This window comes from Pigmentibacter sp. JX0631 (assembly GCF_029873255.1).
GTDB lineage: Bacteria > Bdellovibrionota_B > Oligoflexia > Silvanigrellales > Silvanigrellaceae > Silvanigrella.
In genome coordinates this window covers 799,482-815,802 of the sequence record NZ_CP123622.1, presented here as the reverse complement: position 1 = coordinate 815,802, position 16,321 = coordinate 799,482, and the positions used below count along the sequence as shown (strand labels likewise).

Genomic DNA, 16,321 nt, shown 5'->3' with positions numbered 1-16,321 from the left:
TCTCATTACAAGCATGCAAAATTTCATAACTTATGCACGATAGTAGGATGAAAATTCTTCTCTATGAATGAAAATAGTTTTCCAAAGCGAAAAATTACTTAAGCTCATTTGGAGTTGGCTTATTGAGCGTAAACAACTTTGGAGTTGTTCCTGTTCTACGTAATTTATTTTTAGCTTGTTTGCCCATTTTTACTTTTTTAGCTTCGCGGCAGCGATTTGTTTTGTCGGTTGGTGAAGTCATGATAACCTCTTGTAATTATTGAATAAATTAAAAAGATAAGGCTCTCTTTTTCTAGATCGTCCTTAGAAACTGCAACCATGCCTCATTTTTTTTCGTTTGACAAGGACTTTTATAACTCCAGGACTAAGCTTCTTTGCGGGCTGCTTAAATTACAACCTATAATAGGGGTACCTTTCATCGGCTCTTTCTAAATGGGCTCCTAGCAATTCGGCATGTTCTTTCGAAGTTAAGAAAAAATGATTGTCCTTCCAGCAACATACTGAGTGCCATGGAGTCCTCCAAAGATCGTCGGCATCGACTAGGTTAACCCCAATTTTTTTTGCAATAGCTGATTGCGGATGGATTGAAAGCCGCAAAGCTTGGGGAAAGTATTTTTCAATTAACTTGCTCCAAGTATTGCTTCTTTGAATGATTTGAAAGGTTAAGTTTTTGGCTTCATTCCTAATCCAAGGTTTAGATTTATCTTTATAAATATATGATAAGTCTTCAAAGATAAATTTATTCAATCCACTAAACATCACAAAAAAATCTGGGGAATAAAATCTTTTCTTTTTCAAAGATTCAACATTATCTGGAAATTCTTTGATAAATTTATCTTTTATTCTTGAATATTCTGTGTGAGAAAATAAATTATCTAATTTAAATATTGACAAATTATTGAAATCTTCAATTTGTATTATTTTTATTATTTCTTGAGAGTAGCTAGCTACATTCTCTTCAATAAAAGGAATAATGTCACAAAATACTCTCCCATCTGAGCATATAGTAACTTTTGCGCCAGGTGGATATATTTCTTTTATACAGGAACACAACTCATGAAGTTTTTTTAAGGCCAGCACTTCTGCATAGTCTGGATGACAAGAAAGTGTTTTCTGTGGATTTGGTGATTTTACAGGAAATGCAGGAATAATCATTTCTATAGGTTCGGATTTTTGCACAAATTTTTTTATTTTGTCCAAATGAAAATCCATACATTTTTTTAAGAGCAATTTATTTTCATAAGTATTAGTTAACTTATAAGGTATTTTTCTAATTGAGTATATTTTTTCTAGAATCTTTTCACAAATAAAACAATCATTCAAATAATACTTATAAGTGTCATATTCCATATGTTTCTCCAAAATATTTATTTTAAAAGAATGATAAAAAATAAATGCTGTTCAGTAAAATAAAATAAATTTATTGGAAAGATAAGTGAAAATTATGGATTAGAAATTGCTATATTTTTACATATTTCAGCAATTAGTTTAGCTGAGTTAGAGGTTAGTGTTTCTCTTCTATATGCTAGAAAAATTTGATCTTTATACTGTGGCAAATTTTGATTAGCAAGTGTCAAAGTATTACTATTTTGTGATTTAACAACTAACGAAGGCAATATACCGTATCCAGCACCACTTAAAACCATTTTATAAATGACAAATAAGTCAGGTGTAGATACAAAATGCTTGTATTTAAAATTACTTCTTTTTAATTGTTTAATTATCCAATGTGTTTGTAATAAATCAAAATTTCCAAATAAAACGTCACTATATCTTGTATTTTTTGCTTCAAAAATACAAACACTATCATCACATATTTTTTTTAAAATTAAATTTGGATGCTTGAATGGATTTACTACAAATCCAAAGTCAATTTTAAAATTTAAAATTTCCTCGATAATATTTCTTGATCGGTCATGGATAAAGTCTATTTCTATATTAGGAGCTTTTGAGAAAATTTCTTTGAAAAAAATTGGCAAAGTATAATACCCAACAGCAGGATGTACGCCGATTGTATATTTTCCATGCAATTCATATAAATCATGCTGAACTTCTCTACGCATTGAATTCCAATATTCATAAATAAATGCTACTTGATTGGACATTTTTTGTCCGATTTTTGTTAGATGTACTCCTGTCCTAGTTCTAATTAGAAGTTGAGCTCCTAATAAAGACTCTAATTTATGGATAGATTGTGTGATTGTTGGTTGAGCTACCCCCATCCGTTCACTTGCTTTTGAAATGTTTAAAGTTTTTGTTACTTCAAGAAAGTATTCAAGATCATTAGAATTAGGAAGCATTTTGCACCTTTACTTCTCAATACAAAAAACTTAGTCATTAGTAAAACTAAAATACTGCTAAACTAATAGAATTTTTTACAGATTAAAAGGAGTATATTGAAAATTAAGTGAATTATATAAAATTAAGAGCTAGAATGCGAAATGAATTTGTTAATTTAGAAAGAACAACCAAAAAAATATTGTTTCGCTTTTTGGGTTTCGCCTATTTTCTAAATTTTTTCAGTTTTGCTATCAATGAAGCAAAAATATATTGCTAGTATAGAAAAAAGAAAGCTTTAAGGGTAGTGGATCAAAAACATTCAAGAAAAGAGGATATATAATTAGTAATTGAAATGTGATTTCAAATCCTTTGATAATATAATTTGAATATATCTAAAAAAAATGTAGTAAGCGCATTTTACATATTTTTAATTTAAAAATAAAGATAGTTGACTTAAAATAAAAATGGTAATAAATGTAACAAGATTTTTACGTAATTGAATCAGATTTTTACATAACTATTTTTTAGATGGATAATCTTTCATGAAATTAATTTTATAAAAATTTTAGTTCATAAATTGAATTTAAGTGACAAAATAACTGATATAATTTGCTTGCATATATTCAAAGTGCTTTAAATATATGTGACGTAATTATTTTAGTATATTTTAGATTCTACTAATTCAGTTATAAGAAGCAGAAAAATATTTTAAAATGAATATAGCTTATTAATTGTTCCACACAATTTTTTAGAGTAAAGTGAACTGTATGAAGAAAAAATATTTGGCCATAGGTTTGTTAGTTTTTGGAGCTTGTGGGAAAAAGGAAAACACAGAATCTTCAAATAAAAATATTGAAGGAAATGAATATTTTTGGCAAGATCCTAATCCTGCACTTAGTTCTGAAGTAAACAATCTTATTCAGCAACAATTAAATCAAATTAAAGGCAGTTGTAAAACATCTCAGTTTGATACTCTATGCCAACAAGTTTCTGTATTTCCCTCAAAAGCACAACCAAAAGCAGAAAGTGAAGGATTGAGAGTTTTAATATTTGATGATGATAGTATGAGATTAGCTTCTTTTACCCGTTATAGCAAAAGAGTTCTATTAAATTTAAGGGAAAATGAAAATGGCAATTTTCTAGAAGATACTGAGGATTTAAAAATACCTTTAGCAGTAAAAAATATTTTATTAGATACTTTAGCTAATGATAAATATGAAAAAATTCCTTATGAGTTATTAAATAGATCGAAAAGTTTATTTAAGAACTATTTTAGTAATTCAATTCATGGGACAAATAATTTACATGGGTCTTTAATTTTTAATTATTTAGCAAATAATAGTCCTAGTTCTCAATTCATAATTGCTTATAGTAATAAAACAGATATTTTGAGAAAACTATTAACATCAAATGACTCAGAAGAAGTGAAGTTAGAAAAAATATCTAAATATTTTAATAGCAATGCAGAAAGTTTAATTCGTAATATTAATGATTATAATATTAATTTTGTCTCATTATCAAGAGGAGTTTCAAGAGATTACTATTTAGGAATGAGTGTATCGAATAATTTAAAGCTGAAAATTGAGCAGTTATATTATGACAAATTTTTAAATAGAATAGCTAATGAGACAAATGCTGTTTTAGTCCAATCTGCAGCGGATCCTGAATATCATATAAATAAAAATGATCCTTTTTATTTTTCTGATTGTACAAAAAATAACAACAGAATAAGAGTAGCGTTTGTCGGTGAATATAATCATTCTTTTAGCAAATTAGGTTCTCGTGAATCTAAATATATTGAAACAAATAAAAAAGCTGAACAGTGCACAGATGTTTTTATTAATATTCCAAATGATGAATAATTATTGGTTAAGAATAAATTTCCTTATGTCGTATTCTCTATAAATAATATAGGATCAAGAATACCAACCTCGGACTTAGCTTCAAATTCAAATGCCACACCTGTTGCTGTAAGCTATTTATTATACCTTAAAATGCAAAATAAAAATTTGAGTAAAGATGAGTTAATTGAAAAAATAAATATATTAAAAAGAGATACATTTGTAGTACTAGATCCTGCATTTCATAAACAATTTCCTTTGTATACTTTAGGGTTATTAAAATAAAACTTTTTCAGGAATAAAATTAAATTCTTTAAAAACAAAAACATTTATAAAATAATTTTAAATTAGATTAATTTAGTATAAAGTTACGATTTGTTTATTCTAAAAGTGAAGAATCTTAGAATGGTGCTCCCGGGGAGAATCGAACTCCCACTTCCGATGGAAACGCGATTTTGAGTCGCGCGCGTCTACCAGTTCCGCCACAAGAGCCTAGTCTCCTTTCCTTAGTAATCGTTGCCTAGAATGTCAAGAAAATCTCTTTAAAATCTTCTAAGCTTAAAAAATTGATAAGATCATACGAGAACTTACTAGCGAACTAAAGCGGAGGAAGACCTGTGGAATACTCCATCGTACAAAATGATGATGGAAAAAGCGTAAGTCTTGTTGGGGTTATAAATGAAGACTCTGAAATAGCTTTTAAAAATTTGGTTTCCGAATTAAAAGAGGCTAAAAATATCATTTTTAACTTTGCACAAGTAAAAAGCATTAACTCTCTTGGGGTTAGGGCTTGGGTAAGTTTTTTACGGACATTAGAAGAGGGAAGAAAAATATCTTTTACAGAATGTACAACTGACATTATTATGCAAATTAATATGATTCCTAGTTTTCTAGGAAAAGCAACAGTATCAAGCTTTTATGTCAATTATATATGTGAAATTTGCAACAAAGAGGATAAAAAACTTTTTGAGACGGCTTCATTACCTCCAAAGACTTATCCACCTGCACCTAAGTGTGATAATGATGACTGCGCCATGCAGACTGAAGAATTAGAAGATGAATATTTTGTATTTTTAATGCGTTGAGGTGGCTGGTGGAAAATCAAAGCGTTCTCGACTCAAGATTAATTGAAAAGTTTGAAGCGCATAGAGATTTTACTAGAGTCTTTCTAGATGCCTTTGTCTTAATTAATAAAGAACAAAAGGTATTGAAATTCAATGCTGCATTTTGCCAAATTATAGAGTTAAGATCGATAGATATTCGTAGAATTGATAATTTGAAAGAAATGCTTTCTACAACTATTCCAGGCAGTGAAAAAAGTGCCATTGAACAAATATTAGAATCAAATGCACCAACAAGAATTGATGAAGTACCTGCTGTTAATTTATCAAAAAGAAAAAACTTAACACTTATTATAAGTAGTTATCCATACTATGAAAATGATGGAAAAATGCTTGGTGCTTGCCTTTTGTTACGTGATGTTACCGCAGAAACAAATTTACAGTCCAAATATAAGGATAAAACAATTCAATCTATTACAGATCCTTTGACTGGTTTGTATACTCGAAGATATTTTGAAGAACAAATTGATAAAGAAATTGAACGCTGTAAAAACAACAATATTATTCCAAAATTAAGTGTCATTATGTTTGATTTGGATAAATTTAAATCTGTCAATGACACCTATGGTCATCAAGCAGGTGATTTTGTTTTGGCTGAAACAGCAAGAATTTTAAAAACTCAAAGTCGACGTTCGGATGTTTTGGGGCGATATGGTGGCGAAGAATTGCTTGTATTGATTTTTGATACCTCAGAACGAGGAGCTGCAGTTGCGGCGGAAAAATTTAGGCAGGCTATTCAAAATAATGAATATGTTTTTAATGGAACAAGAATTCCAGTTACGACCAGTGTTGGGGTCACATTAATTAAGGGTGTTGACGATACAAAAGAAAGTGCCGTTAAACGGGCAGATGAATGTCTTTATCAAGCAAAAGAGAGTGGAAGAAACGTAGTGATAGTTGATTTTGGCCAAGGGCGTATCCCTGTCCAAACATTTTTAGGAACCAATCCAGAAGTGTAGATTTTATTTTAATTACATCTTTTAAATACTAATAGTCTTAAAATATTATAATAAATTCTTTAACATATTAAAATAATAGTTTATTTAATAACATTTGAATAAATTATTAATATAGTTTAATGTTTTTTTTCATTTTTTATTGCTTTTGAAGATCTTAAAGGGTTTTTTCATGACAGGTTCAAAATTTAATTTTCCAAAATATATTCTTATCATTTTTTGCTGTTTTTTTACTATTAAATCGATAATTGTTCCTTGGACTTTTTTTATTAGTGCAAGTTTTAGAATGGATTTTTATGATCTTGGACTGATTTCCGACTTTCTTGCAAATACTGCAAAAGGAAAAACATTTTTTGTAGATACGTATGATATTAGTCATCTTTCTTTACATTGGACACCAACATTATTTCTACTAGTTCCTTTTTTTAAGTTTTTTGAATCACAATTTTTAACAGTTATTTTAGGAAATATAATAGGATGTTTTTCAATTATTTACTTTTTAACATTCATTTATAGAAAAATATTAAGTAAATTTACTAATAAACTATTTCTAATAAGTTCAACTATTTTTCTATCTCTTTTGTTTTTTTCTAATAAATTTATCAATGCTAATTTTGTTGCTGGACATTTTGAAATTATATATTTTTCGTTTTCTTTGTTAACTTTAACCATGTTACTTGAAAATAGATCTTTTTTAACAATTTCTATCCCTCTTATTCTTGCACTTGGTGTAAGAGAAGATATGGGTTTATTTCTTTCTTTTCAATTACTATCTCTTCTTTTTATTCCAAAAAATATTATACCTTTAGAAAAGAAAACTAAGTTTAATATACTTTATATGATTATACTTTGTACAATTGTAGTAATTTTAAACTTAACTGTTTTTATGCCACTCATGAGAGCCGATAAAGCTTATTGGATTAATAGATTTTGGTCGCATTGGGGAAATTCCGGTTCTGAAATTATTTTTAATGTCTTAACTCATCCAATTGAAGTGATTAAAGCTTTAATAAATTCAGGGATGACTGGATTTAACGAAGCATTTTTTTATTTGGGAATATTTAATCCCCTGCAATGGATTTGCGTGCATATTCCTGGAACGATTTTATTTCTATCTAATGCAACAGATAAAAATAATCTTTTTTGGTATAATTCAGCTATGATGCTTCCAGGTTTTTATATCGCATCTATTGTTGGAATGCTTGTTATGTATAATTTTATTAGAAATAAAATACCTAAATATGAGTATATTTTTTCAGGTTTATTAATATTAATTTCTATAATATTACTTGTTAGAATAAATAGAGCGTCGAACTCGGAAGATTACAAATTAAAATATAATAATAAACTAGAAAATTTTGATAAAGTTCTTATTTACATAAACAAATATTGTAAAAAAGAACCGCAAATATTTGCCACAGATCATAAAACTTTTTCTTTTCTCCCAAATTCTAAAACTAAGTATCTTTTGGATAAATTTGAAAAAGCAGAAGTAGTAATCATTGGAACCCCTGAAAATTTTGAATTTGTAAGTGATAGATGTGATAACAATATCGAAAATGAAAATTGTCTTATTAATTATAATAATTCTTTTGAGAAGATAACACAAAATAGTGATTTTAAATTATTATATCAAGATAAATACTATCAAGCTTTTTATGATAGTATTAAGATAGATTGTAAGTAAAAACGTATTTGTAACTAAATTTTGAATTTTATAACAACCAACTAACCTACTTTTTTTAGTTTATATTTTGCTATAAAGTTCACAGCTCCTTCTTCTTTAAAAGCTTTTAATAATACTTTTTGAGAAATTTGTTGATCATCTAATGTTTTAATAGCATCTTCAAAAAACTCTGCTGCAGCTTCAATATTGTGATTGCGATAATAAGCCATACCTAAATTAAAACTTATTAGGCCCCTATGTTTTTTGAAAAAATATAAAGCATTTTTATAAAAAGCAACGGCTTCATTAAAGTTGTTTTTTTTGATTAAAAGTACGCCTCGATTATTAAAATAACTAGCTAAAGATTTACTTTCAAAATCTCCTTCAATTTGGTCAAAAAAAGATCTTGCTAAATCATATTTACCAGCAATAGAATTTGATTTTACCATGCCTGTTAATGCTTGTTTATCTTTTGGTACTTTATCTAGTATTTCATGAAATTTAGCTTCAGCTTTATATGTTTCTTCTAACCCAAGCAAAGCTTCGCCAACCATGATTTTATGATTTAAGTTTCTCGGGCTTTTTGCTTCTAATTTTTCATAAATCATTAAGGCTTCATTGTTTTTTCCAGCAAGGCAGTAAGCCTTTCCTAAGGCACTCATTGTACGCAGAGTCTCTATTTGATTTATTCTACTTCTATCTTTTAAAATATCTTCAAAAAATTTTATCGCTTCCGTATATTTTTTTTGTAATATAAGGATTTCACCATGCAAGTATAAAAATTTATGATTGTGAAGAATTTTTTGTTGAATTTTTGGATCTTTAATAATTTCTTCGCATTTTTCTAAATCTTCAATATGGATACAATGCTTTAATTCATTAATTTTTCTTAACACAGGGTGAAAGAAATGATAGTCATTTCTTATTTCTTCTAGCTTTTTAAGTAACTGAGCGCCATTCATAATTTTGGGAATAGTATAGTGAATTTCTAGTTCAGAAAAAAGAAACGCATCTTCTTCATTTAAATTTTGGGCAAAAGCAATTAATTCAATGTGATCATAGTTGAAATTTCTGCGAATATTTTGAATAAAAATACTGATAGGAATTGATGAAGATTGCCAATTAAATAAAATAAAGTGATAAGCATCATAATCACCACTAAGAATTTGCAATGCATCTGTATGATTTGCTGCAGTTTGAACTTCAAAGAATTCACTCTTTTTAATAGCCCCTGCATAAAAAGATCTTAGTTCAATAGAGCTTTCAACAACAATAATTTTTAACTTCTTTTGGAGTTCATTTGATTTGTCTATTTTCATGAAAAGTCCTCAGTTTGCTGCAAGACTTTTCGGAAAGTAAACGCTAAATATTTATTAAAGTAAAAATAATTGTGAAGGAATAAAATTATTTACTTTAAAGGATTCCAGTCATCATTAACTAGTATATTATCCTCTAATGTATTTTCGTTAGGAGCGATAGGTTGAACCATAACGTAACCATATGCCCCTTCTCGCCAAGCATAAACTTTCTTAATCTTAGTTGCAGAAGCCTGAATTTTTTTCAAAACATTTTTTTTAGGGAAGTTTTCATTCTTTTTTGATAATTTAACAATGTATAATGTTGCTGATTTTTTCCGAACAACTTTTTTATTGAGTTGGTTCGGTTCCATTTTTATGCTAACACCTTGTAATCCTTTGAAAAGAAAAAACCTTCCTTCAGCCGCAAAATAGGTTTGAGCCAATTGCTGGGGAATGACAGGTTCAAAAGATTGATCTGGCAAGGAGTCCATTGAAAGCTGTGGGAGTGCTGAAGAGTCTCCGACAAGGTCAAAATCAGGTGGCAAAGCATTTGCGTCTTGTAAGGCAGAAACCATTTCCGAGATAAAATCATGATTAGAATTTTCAAATACACTGAGGAAAAAAAATGTAGTTGAGGCGGCAATGAGCGCTGTTACTACATGTGAAACATATAATTTTTTATTTTGTAGATAGACTTTTTTTAATTTTTGATTTAAAGTACTGAAAAATTTAATATTTTTCTGTTTTCCGGAGTTTAGGAGAAGCTTTTCAAGGCTGCGTTTTCTCTGAGAAGAAACAGAAAGCTTATGGAAATGGTTTTTAACTTGTTCCTTCCAAGATTCATTTTTATTTTGAATATTTGGATTTTTTGGTAACATTTTAAAAACACCTCAAATTAAGTTCAGTCATTCAATTGTATAAACGTTAGTGGGAATGATTTTATTCCCTTTCAGTCGTAGGATTTTTGAGTTTATTTAAAGCCCTTGATAACGTGCTCATGACAGTTCCCATGGGAACCCCTAAGATAGATGATATTTCTTTATAAGAGTAATCCTCTGCTGCCAGATAAATAACACTTCTTTGTCTATCATTTAATTCAGAAAAACGTTTTTTCCAATTATCATCTAAAGCTAATCTATAAAATTCTTTTTCATTGCTTTGCAGATCATCATCTTTAACCGAAGCAGTCTCTGAATGTTCAAGTTGCTCAGTGCTAAGATTATGGAGAGTGTCTTCTGAGTAATCAAATTTCCATTTTTTATGCAGTTGTTGTTCATCAATATATGTGTTCTTAACAATTCTGTAAAGCCAATTTTTAAAGTGATATTGAATTTCTGAAGACAAAAAAAGATCACTGATATCTGCGTTAGATATAATTGGATTTTTATAATTTAATAGAAACTTAGGAAACGCTTTAAGAGCTTTTAATAATGATGTTTGATGGATATCTTCGGAAAGTAATTTGTTGTTACATAAACTATAACAAAATCGATACATACCATCCCAATGTTTTTTGGAATAGAGTACAAACTCTTCATTCCAATTCAACTCAACTTCTATGATTGATTCAATGCAATTTGTATTATCCATTGCTACCATTTTTGTAAAATTGAGATTCCTTATATGATTTAATCATCATTGCAAAGGAAACTTTTCCTACGGCCGCTAAAGGCACTGCCAATAAAACTCCGTAAAAACCAAACCAGTCACCAAAGCAAAGTACGGCAAGAATAACAAGAGAAGGATGTAATCCTGAGAATCGTCCCATGATCCTTGGCGTAATGAATAATCCATCTAAGCATTGTACAACTAAAAAAGCTAGAGAGACAGTAAAAATAAGATGAGTAGAAGCAGAATTTGTAACCAAAACAAAAAAACATAGAAAACTGCCAACAAGGATATCCATATAGGGCACAAGTCTAGCTAATCCAGTTAAAATACCAACAGCGATTGCGGTGGGCAAACCAGCTATTAATAATGCACTTGGGTACAAAACACATAATGTTAAAATAACTATGGATTGACCACGTAAAACTGAACGCAATTTTGTATTTACTTCTTCTTTAAATTCAATAAAAGTAGGTTTTAAATCAATAGGGATGAGGTCAAAAATAATATTATGCATTTTGGTAAAATCACGCATAAAGAAATATGAAAAAAACGGAGTAAATATAACTAATAATAAAACTGAGACTAAAAACCTTGTACTATCACCGATCTTGACTAATAGGGTTTGACTAACTTTATCTATATTAATAGGAAATAAATCATAAAGATAAATAACTTTATAAGGCTTTTGCCCAGTGAATTCAGATATTACTGATTGAATTTTAGGTAACAAATTTTCTTCTAGATAAATTTTAAAACCAGGCAATAATTTTATCAAACCTCTTAATTGCTCAAAAAGAATTGGAAATAAGATCCAAATTGCAAGCAAAGATAGTAAGGCAAATATAATTAATGTTGTAATAGAAATGTAAGCTCTATTTATTCCTTTTTTTTCCAAAAATTCAAAGAAAGGATTTAATAAATATGCTATAAGAAAAGCAAAAATAATGGGTCCAATAACTATGTTTAGAAATAAAAATATTCCTAGGGATGCTAAGAAAAAGCAAAGAAAAAATATTTTACCTCTATATGATTTCATTATGTTTCCTTGCTTTCGCCTCTTAGTTTCAATAATTCTTTATCTGTTTCTTTAAGATCTTCGATAATTTCGTAAAGTTCAGTTTGTTTTAAAAAATTTTCTACTTCTTCTGGTAATCCATCTACATAAGCCTCATAAAGGTTTCGCCCCAACTCAGCAAATAATTCTTTCCTTTTTTGTACAATTTGAACTTTTCTAATTTGATGTTTTGCTTCATCCACACCTCGTTTTAGTTCTCTTGAACTAATTTTAGCCGCATCGGACAATGTTTCCTGAATTTTTTTCCAATCTAATGAAAAATTATGATTGCCCATTTTTTCTCCTATTCCTTCTTGGCAATGGCAAGCTCATCTACAATAAGACTTCCAATTGCCATAGCAAATAGGAAAAGCATAAAGTAAGCAAGTGGTAAGCCTGTTAATGGTAGAAGGCTTGCGATACACCAACTTAATATTGAGGTTGTTGTAAATATTAATGTTTTTTTAATGCTTAAAGAAAATTGTCTTTTCGGTTTTATGATTCCTAAATCAGATAATAGACTAAAACGAGAGCCTTTTTCAGCCTGCTGTTTTGCCATTAAAATGTTCTCTCTTAACAAAATTGTTAAAATAGCAAGAATACTTGTTTCAGCTAACGGAAACACTAGGATAAAAGCAAAGGATAGATAGTGAAATAAAAAGAAATTTATAAGTTCAAAATTATACTTTTGAATAAATGAAAGAAATAAGAAAAGAAAAAATGCTATTAAACTGCCATATAGGGAAATTGCTAAAGCATGACTAGAAAATTTGATCAACAAAACACCAAAGATAAAAATGAAAAAAGTTGTCATGTTTTTTTGAAAAGACAAAGACATAGTTTGATGATTCCCTACAAAAAATTAATCATCGCCTTTTCGATATTAACACAATCTCTTTTTTTTATGAATGAACTTTTTGCACAAGATGAAGTTGTCGAAAAATTTGATTATGTCCCAGATTTTCGAGCAGGACATAATTTATCTTTACTTCTGTCCGGTGAGTATTCCACTTGGAACTTTCATCAAAACTCAGCATCTTCAAATCAAAATGTAATATCAGATTTTTCTAAGACAGGTGGAAATGCTGCTTTTTATCTAAGATACGCTTATCATATAAATATTATTTCTTTTTTTGGATTTTTTATCGGCACAACTGCTGGGATTCTTTCTGAAGTTGAGTCCTATGGCAAATTGAGTCAAGGCTATGGAGTCTTATTTCCAACATTACTAGGTGGGTTGGTTGCAAATATGGGACAGCATTTTCGTTTGCTCTCAGGTTTTGAGTATGGAGCTACTTGGTATCCTGAAATGAAAATCACTACAAATTCAGGGAATGATAAAATGATTTCTCCAGTACCTGACATGTTTTCAGCTTTTGTTGGGCTTGATTATTTTGTGACGAGGAATAAAGCCATCACCTTTCAGGGGGGGTGGAGAAAACAATCTTTGATCATTTTAAACAACGGTTCTTCAAACACTTATTTAAATACTATTGGACTTGAAAACGAAAGTTATTTTGTAGCACTCGGTTTAACGTTACAAATTGGAGATTTCAATCAAGCTATTAGTTCGGTATTGCCGAAAAGATAAATAAACAAAAGGAGATAGTTATTAGGTAACTTCTATTCAGTAAATTGAATGTCTTTTACTTCATAGTATTTTTCTCCCCTTGGAAGATTTACTGTCACAATATCACCAATGGTTTTATTAATGAGTGATTTTGCAAGAGGGCTTGAAATTGAAATTGCGTTATTTTTTATATCAGCTTCTAGATCACCAACAATACGATAGCATTTTTCTTCTCCCTTAGAGTCGTCACTAACGTCAACTAAGGAAACCAAAGCACCAAACACAACTCTATCTGTTTTTCCTTTGCCGATTTGAATCACTTGCACTCGGCCTAATTTATCTTCGAGTTCCATAATGCGGCCTTCAATAAATCCTTGTTTTTCTCGAGCGGCATGATACTCAGCATTTTCAGATAGATCTCCAAGTGCTCTGGCTTCAGCTATTTCAGATATTACTTTAGGACGATCTACGGTTTTTAATCTTTTCAATTCTTCTTTCAGCTTTTCGTGACCGATTGAGGTAATTGGAATGGGAGAGTTTGTTTCAACAGACATAATAGTTACCTTTTTATTTGGATAAAAAAAGAAACAAACCGATCTTTCCACCAATTTTATTGAGTATAAAGGTCGATTCGCTAAAATCTTCGGGCAAAATGCCCTCTAACTAGTTTTAGTTCACATGTAGTGTGAACTCTTCCTTCTTGTGAAAGGAAGAATAAGTTTCATAAACTAACCAGCGGGCTGAATGGCGGTGAGGTCGTTCAGCCCGCATGATATGCTTATAATAAGCGTATCATTTTTTTTTTCAATGACACCCTTATAGGATAGCATGGTTACTTCTTAGCTTCAACATACTTTAATCGTAGGTCATAAAGAAGGCTAGCTAGCATTTCATCTTCAGCTTGTGAAAGGTTACCCTTAGTTTTTTTCTGCAAAGTTTCGAGCAACTCAATGTTATATTTAGCCGATTCAAGATCTTTTCTAGTTGTATTTGTTCCAGGCTCTGGGACGATTCCTAATCCTACTAGAGCCGCATTTCCTAAAGATAAAACAAGAAGATCGAATAAAGAATGTTCTCGCATATGTTCTTCTCCCAAAAAGAGTCACCAGTAGGCTTATCATAATCATTTAAAAGTTGAATTCAAATAATACTATTTCTTGAAAGAATTCTTGCATGTTTAAAAAATTAAGTGGTTCTAAAAGGAAATCTATCTTTTAAGTGGGCTTTATTCTAGACATTTTCTTAGATTTCCAGCATGTTCGAGAAGAATTTCTTCTGCTGTTTTTAAGTCCTTATATTTTAGATAAACGCATGCCAATTTCACTTTCCCTTTACAAATAACCAAGGACTCTTTTGCAGATTCAGTTGTAACATTGCAAATACCGGCAACAATTTTTATCGCTCTACTATTTAATTTTTCATTTGTTGCAACTAAATCAATCATATATGAGTCATAAGTTCTATTTAACCGGATCATTATACTCGTTGTTAACATATTTAATATTACTTTTTGGGCAGTACCTGCTTTCATTCGGGTTGAGCCTGCTATCACTTCAGCCCCTGTTTTGGCATTTAATTTAATCTTAGCTTCGTTTAAAAGTGGGGATTGAGCTACCGATGAAATTCCAATTGTCAATGATCCTGAAAGGTTAGCCGTCCGCATCACACCTAGAGTATAGGGAGTGCGCCCACTGGCTGCACAACAGATAAATATGTCCTTAGCTGTTGGTTTAAGTTTTTCCGCATCATGTTCCCCTTGCGCAATATTATCTTCAGCATTTTCGATGGCTTCAGAAAATGCTTTTTGCCCACCAGCGAGTAAGAAATGGGCTTTATTCTTTGGCCATGAAAAAGTGGGATAGAGTTCTGCGCATTCTTGTGCAGCTATTCTCCCCGAGGTTCCCGCTCCGGCAAAAATAAGTCTACCACCTGCTTCTAGTAAAGGAACAGCTTTAGTTACTGTAAGTTCTAATTCATCTGAAATAAGTTTGATTGAAGCTATAGCATTTAATTGCGATTCGAGAATTGTATCTAAAATAGTTTTCGTATCCCATAAATCCAATTTATTATATTTTTCACTTTTGTTTTCAGTATCAGTCATACTTTTTTACTTTACAATTTTAAATTTATTTTTATTTTTTGCCTTTTGTTGTTTTTTTTCTTCAATACTTTTTTCATTATCAGGAGGAATTAAACTTCTTATTTTTTCTGCTAACTCATCCATAAAATTTTGAGTTTGAAGAATGGACTTTTGCACGGCTTCTTTTCCTAACACTTCTGATATTTGGCGGATGAACTCATCTGCATAAGCAGCTTGAAGTAATAATACATCAGCTATTTCTTTCAGGAAAATTTTTTCATTAATTTTAAATGCTTTTAGCACTTGTTGGAGATGTTGGACTGATAAAGTTTGTTTGGAGGCTTCTTCATTCATAGCAAACCACAAACTCCAATTCCTTTTATCTGGTTTTTTATTGAATAAAATACAAACCTGTATGTCCTCTTCATTTGGAAAGCTAAAATAAACTTTGTCATCAAGAGACATACGCTCAAATACTTCAAGAATTGTATTTATTTCTGGAAGCATCAAGAGCCTTCTTTTCTGCTATAGTTAAACCATTTTGAAGTGATTCTCTGATTGTTTGACGGATAAATTCTTTTGTGACTTCAATTGCATTTTGAATATTAACTAAATCTTCCTGAGTATAAGAATTGCATTCTTCTTGTGAATTTATGCAACGAAAACATTGCTCTTGAATATTATATAAATATGTTAACTTACTTGTATAAAGTTCGTAACGTAGATCTATTGTTAAATCAAAATCATCTAATGGAGCGCAAATTTCTCCTGCAAGCTCCTTATAGAGCTCATAAGAGACATCTACTGGATTAGATTGTGCAGGGTTTTTTGACACCATTTGTTA

20 protein-coding genes and 1 tRNA gene are annotated in these 16,321 nt (G+C 30.0%); 6 read left to right on the top strand and 15 right to left on the bottom strand.

Annotation, left to right across the window (positions count from 1 at the left end; all coding sequences use genetic code 11):
* Positions 1 to 94 precede the first annotated feature (94 nt).
* From QEJ31_RS03460 to QEJ31_RS03450, 3 genes are all read right to left on the bottom strand, one after another.
* Positions 95 to 241 (bottom strand): hypothetical protein, encoded by a 147-nt coding sequence (locus tag QEJ31_RS03460; RefSeq protein WP_280592402.1) that lies wholly within the window; start codon positions 239 to 241, stop codon positions 95 to 97.
* Between the two features lie 149 nt (positions 242 to 390).
* Positions 391 to 1,350: an L-tyrosine/L-tryptophan isonitrile synthase family protein gene (locus QEJ31_RS03455; protein WP_280592401.1), complete on the bottom strand. Its 960-nt coding sequence runs from the start codon at positions 1,348 to 1,350 to the stop codon at positions 391 to 393.
* 92 nt (positions 1,351 to 1,442) lie between these two features.
* A complete protein-coding gene (locus QEJ31_RS03450; RefSeq protein WP_280592400.1) occupies positions 1,443 to 2,300 on the bottom strand; it encodes a LysR family transcriptional regulator in 858 nt (285 codons plus the stop codon).
* Between the two features lie 747 nt (positions 2,301 to 3,047).
* On the opposite strand from QEJ31_RS03450, the gene QEJ31_RS03445 reads away from it, so the two are divergent.
* Together QEJ31_RS03445 and QEJ31_RS03440 are read left to right on the top strand one after the other, a co-directional pair.
* Positions 3,048 to 4,142 carry a hypothetical protein gene (locus QEJ31_RS03445; RefSeq protein ID WP_280592399.1) on the top strand — a complete coding sequence of 365 codons (1,095 nt, stop codon included), beginning with the start codon at positions 3,048 to 3,050 and terminating at the stop codon, positions 4,140 to 4,142.
* Positions 4,143 to 4,145: 3 nt separating this feature from the next.
* Positions 4,146 to 4,406: a hypothetical protein gene (locus QEJ31_RS03440; protein ID WP_280592398.1), complete on the top strand. Its 261-nt coding sequence runs from the start codon at positions 4,146 to 4,148 to the stop codon at positions 4,404 to 4,406.
* Positions 4,407 to 4,527: 121 nt separating this feature from the next.
* Here the strand turns inward: QEJ31_RS03440 and QEJ31_RS03435 are convergent.
* Positions 4,528 to 4,613, bottom strand: a tRNA-Leu gene (locus QEJ31_RS03435).
* A gap of 125 nt (positions 4,614 to 4,738) precedes the next feature.
* On the opposite strand from QEJ31_RS03435, the gene QEJ31_RS03430 reads away from it, so the two are divergent.
* The 3 genes from QEJ31_RS03430 to QEJ31_RS03420 all read left to right on the top strand — a co-directional run bounded on the left by QEJ31_RS03430 (position 4,739) and on the right by QEJ31_RS03420 (position 7,885).
* Positions 4,739 to 5,206 (top strand): hypothetical protein, encoded by a 468-nt coding sequence (locus QEJ31_RS03430; protein WP_158998212.1) that lies wholly within the window; start codon positions 4,739 to 4,741, stop codon positions 5,204 to 5,206.
* A gap of 8 nt (positions 5,207 to 5,214) precedes the next feature.
* The gene (locus tag QEJ31_RS03425) at positions 5,215 to 6,201 is read left to right on the top strand and encodes a sensor domain-containing diguanylate cyclase (RefSeq protein ID WP_280592397.1); all 987 of its coding nucleotides are present in this window, start codon (positions 5,215 to 5,217) and stop codon (positions 6,199 to 6,201) included.
* Between the two features lie 169 nt (positions 6,202 to 6,370).
* The gene (locus QEJ31_RS03420; protein ID WP_280592396.1) at positions 6,371 to 7,885 is read left to right on the top strand and encodes a DUF2079 domain-containing protein; all 1,515 of its coding nucleotides are present in this window, start codon (positions 6,371 to 6,373) and stop codon (positions 7,883 to 7,885) included.
* A gap of 41 nt (positions 7,886 to 7,926) precedes the next feature.
* On the opposite strand, the gene QEJ31_RS03415 is transcribed toward QEJ31_RS03420, so the two are convergent.
* The 6 genes from QEJ31_RS03415 to QEJ31_RS03390 all read right to left on the bottom strand — a co-directional run bounded on the left by QEJ31_RS03415 (position 7,927) and on the right by QEJ31_RS03390 (position 12,605).
* Entirely contained in the window at positions 7,927 to 9,183 is a 1,257-nt protein-coding gene (locus QEJ31_RS03415; protein WP_280592395.1) for a tetratricopeptide repeat protein, read from the bottom strand.
* Between the two features lie 89 nt (positions 9,184 to 9,272).
* Positions 9,273 to 10,040, bottom strand: a complete 768-nt coding sequence (locus QEJ31_RS03410) for a hypothetical protein (protein ID WP_280592394.1) — start codon at positions 10,038 to 10,040, stop codon at positions 9,273 to 9,275.
* Between the two features lie 61 nt (positions 10,041 to 10,101).
* A complete protein-coding gene (locus QEJ31_RS03405; protein ID WP_280592393.1) occupies positions 10,102 to 10,752 on the bottom strand; it encodes an RNA polymerase sigma factor in 651 nt (216 codons plus the stop codon).
* Positions 10,745 to 11,809: an AI-2E family transporter gene (locus tag QEJ31_RS03400; RefSeq protein ID WP_280592392.1), complete on the bottom strand. Its 1,065-nt coding sequence runs from the start codon at positions 11,807 to 11,809 to the stop codon at positions 10,745 to 10,747. Before QEJ31_RS03400 ends, QEJ31_RS03405 begins: the two co-directional genes overlap by 8 nt.
* A complete protein-coding gene (locus QEJ31_RS03395) occupies positions 11,809 to 12,123 on the bottom strand; it encodes a hypothetical protein (protein WP_280592391.1) in 315 nt (104 codons plus the stop codon). The genes QEJ31_RS03400 and QEJ31_RS03395 overlap by 1 nt, the downstream gene beginning before the upstream one ends.
* An 8-nt stretch (positions 12,124 to 12,131) precedes the next feature.
* Entirely contained in the window at positions 12,132 to 12,605 is a 474-nt protein-coding gene (locus QEJ31_RS03390) for a hypothetical protein (protein WP_280592390.1), read from the bottom strand.
* On the opposite strand from QEJ31_RS03390, the gene QEJ31_RS03385 reads away from it, so the two are divergent.
* The gene (locus QEJ31_RS03385) at positions 12,585 to 13,418 is read left to right on the top strand and encodes a hypothetical protein (protein ID WP_280592389.1); all 834 of its coding nucleotides are present in this window, start codon (positions 12,585 to 12,587) and stop codon (positions 13,416 to 13,418) included. The two genes, QEJ31_RS03390 and QEJ31_RS03385, sit on opposite strands and share 21 nt — an antisense overlap.
* A gap of 32 nt (positions 13,419 to 13,450) precedes the next feature.
* On the opposite strand, the gene greA is transcribed toward QEJ31_RS03385, so the two are convergent.
* From greA to QEJ31_RS03360, 5 genes are all read right to left on the bottom strand, one after another.
* The gene (gene greA / locus QEJ31_RS03380) at positions 13,451 to 13,951 is read right to left on the bottom strand and encodes a transcription elongation factor GreA (RefSeq protein WP_158998222.1); all 501 of its coding nucleotides are present in this window, start codon (positions 13,949 to 13,951) and stop codon (positions 13,451 to 13,453) included.
* Between the two features lie 278 nt (positions 13,952 to 14,229).
* Positions 14,230 to 14,478, bottom strand: coding sequence for a DUF1844 domain-containing protein (locus QEJ31_RS03375; protein WP_280592388.1), 249 nt, complete (start codon positions 14,476 to 14,478; stop codon positions 14,230 to 14,232).
* A gap of 144 nt (positions 14,479 to 14,622) precedes the next feature.
* Positions 14,623 to 15,498 carry an N-acetylmuramic acid 6-phosphate etherase gene (locus tag QEJ31_RS03370; protein WP_280592387.1) on the bottom strand — a complete coding sequence of 292 codons (876 nt, stop codon included), beginning with the start codon at positions 15,496 to 15,498 and terminating at the stop codon, positions 14,623 to 14,625.
* Between the two features lie 6 nt (positions 15,499 to 15,504).
* Positions 15,505 to 15,984 carry a hypothetical protein gene (locus tag QEJ31_RS03365; protein WP_280592386.1) on the bottom strand — a complete coding sequence of 160 codons (480 nt, stop codon included), beginning with the start codon at positions 15,982 to 15,984 and terminating at the stop codon, positions 15,505 to 15,507.
* Positions 15,956 to 16,315 (bottom strand): hypothetical protein, encoded by a 360-nt coding sequence (locus QEJ31_RS03360; protein WP_280592385.1) that lies wholly within the window; start codon positions 16,313 to 16,315, stop codon positions 15,956 to 15,958. The genes QEJ31_RS03365 and QEJ31_RS03360 overlap by 29 nt, the downstream gene beginning before the upstream one ends.
* Positions 16,316 to 16,321 lie beyond the last annotated feature (6 nt).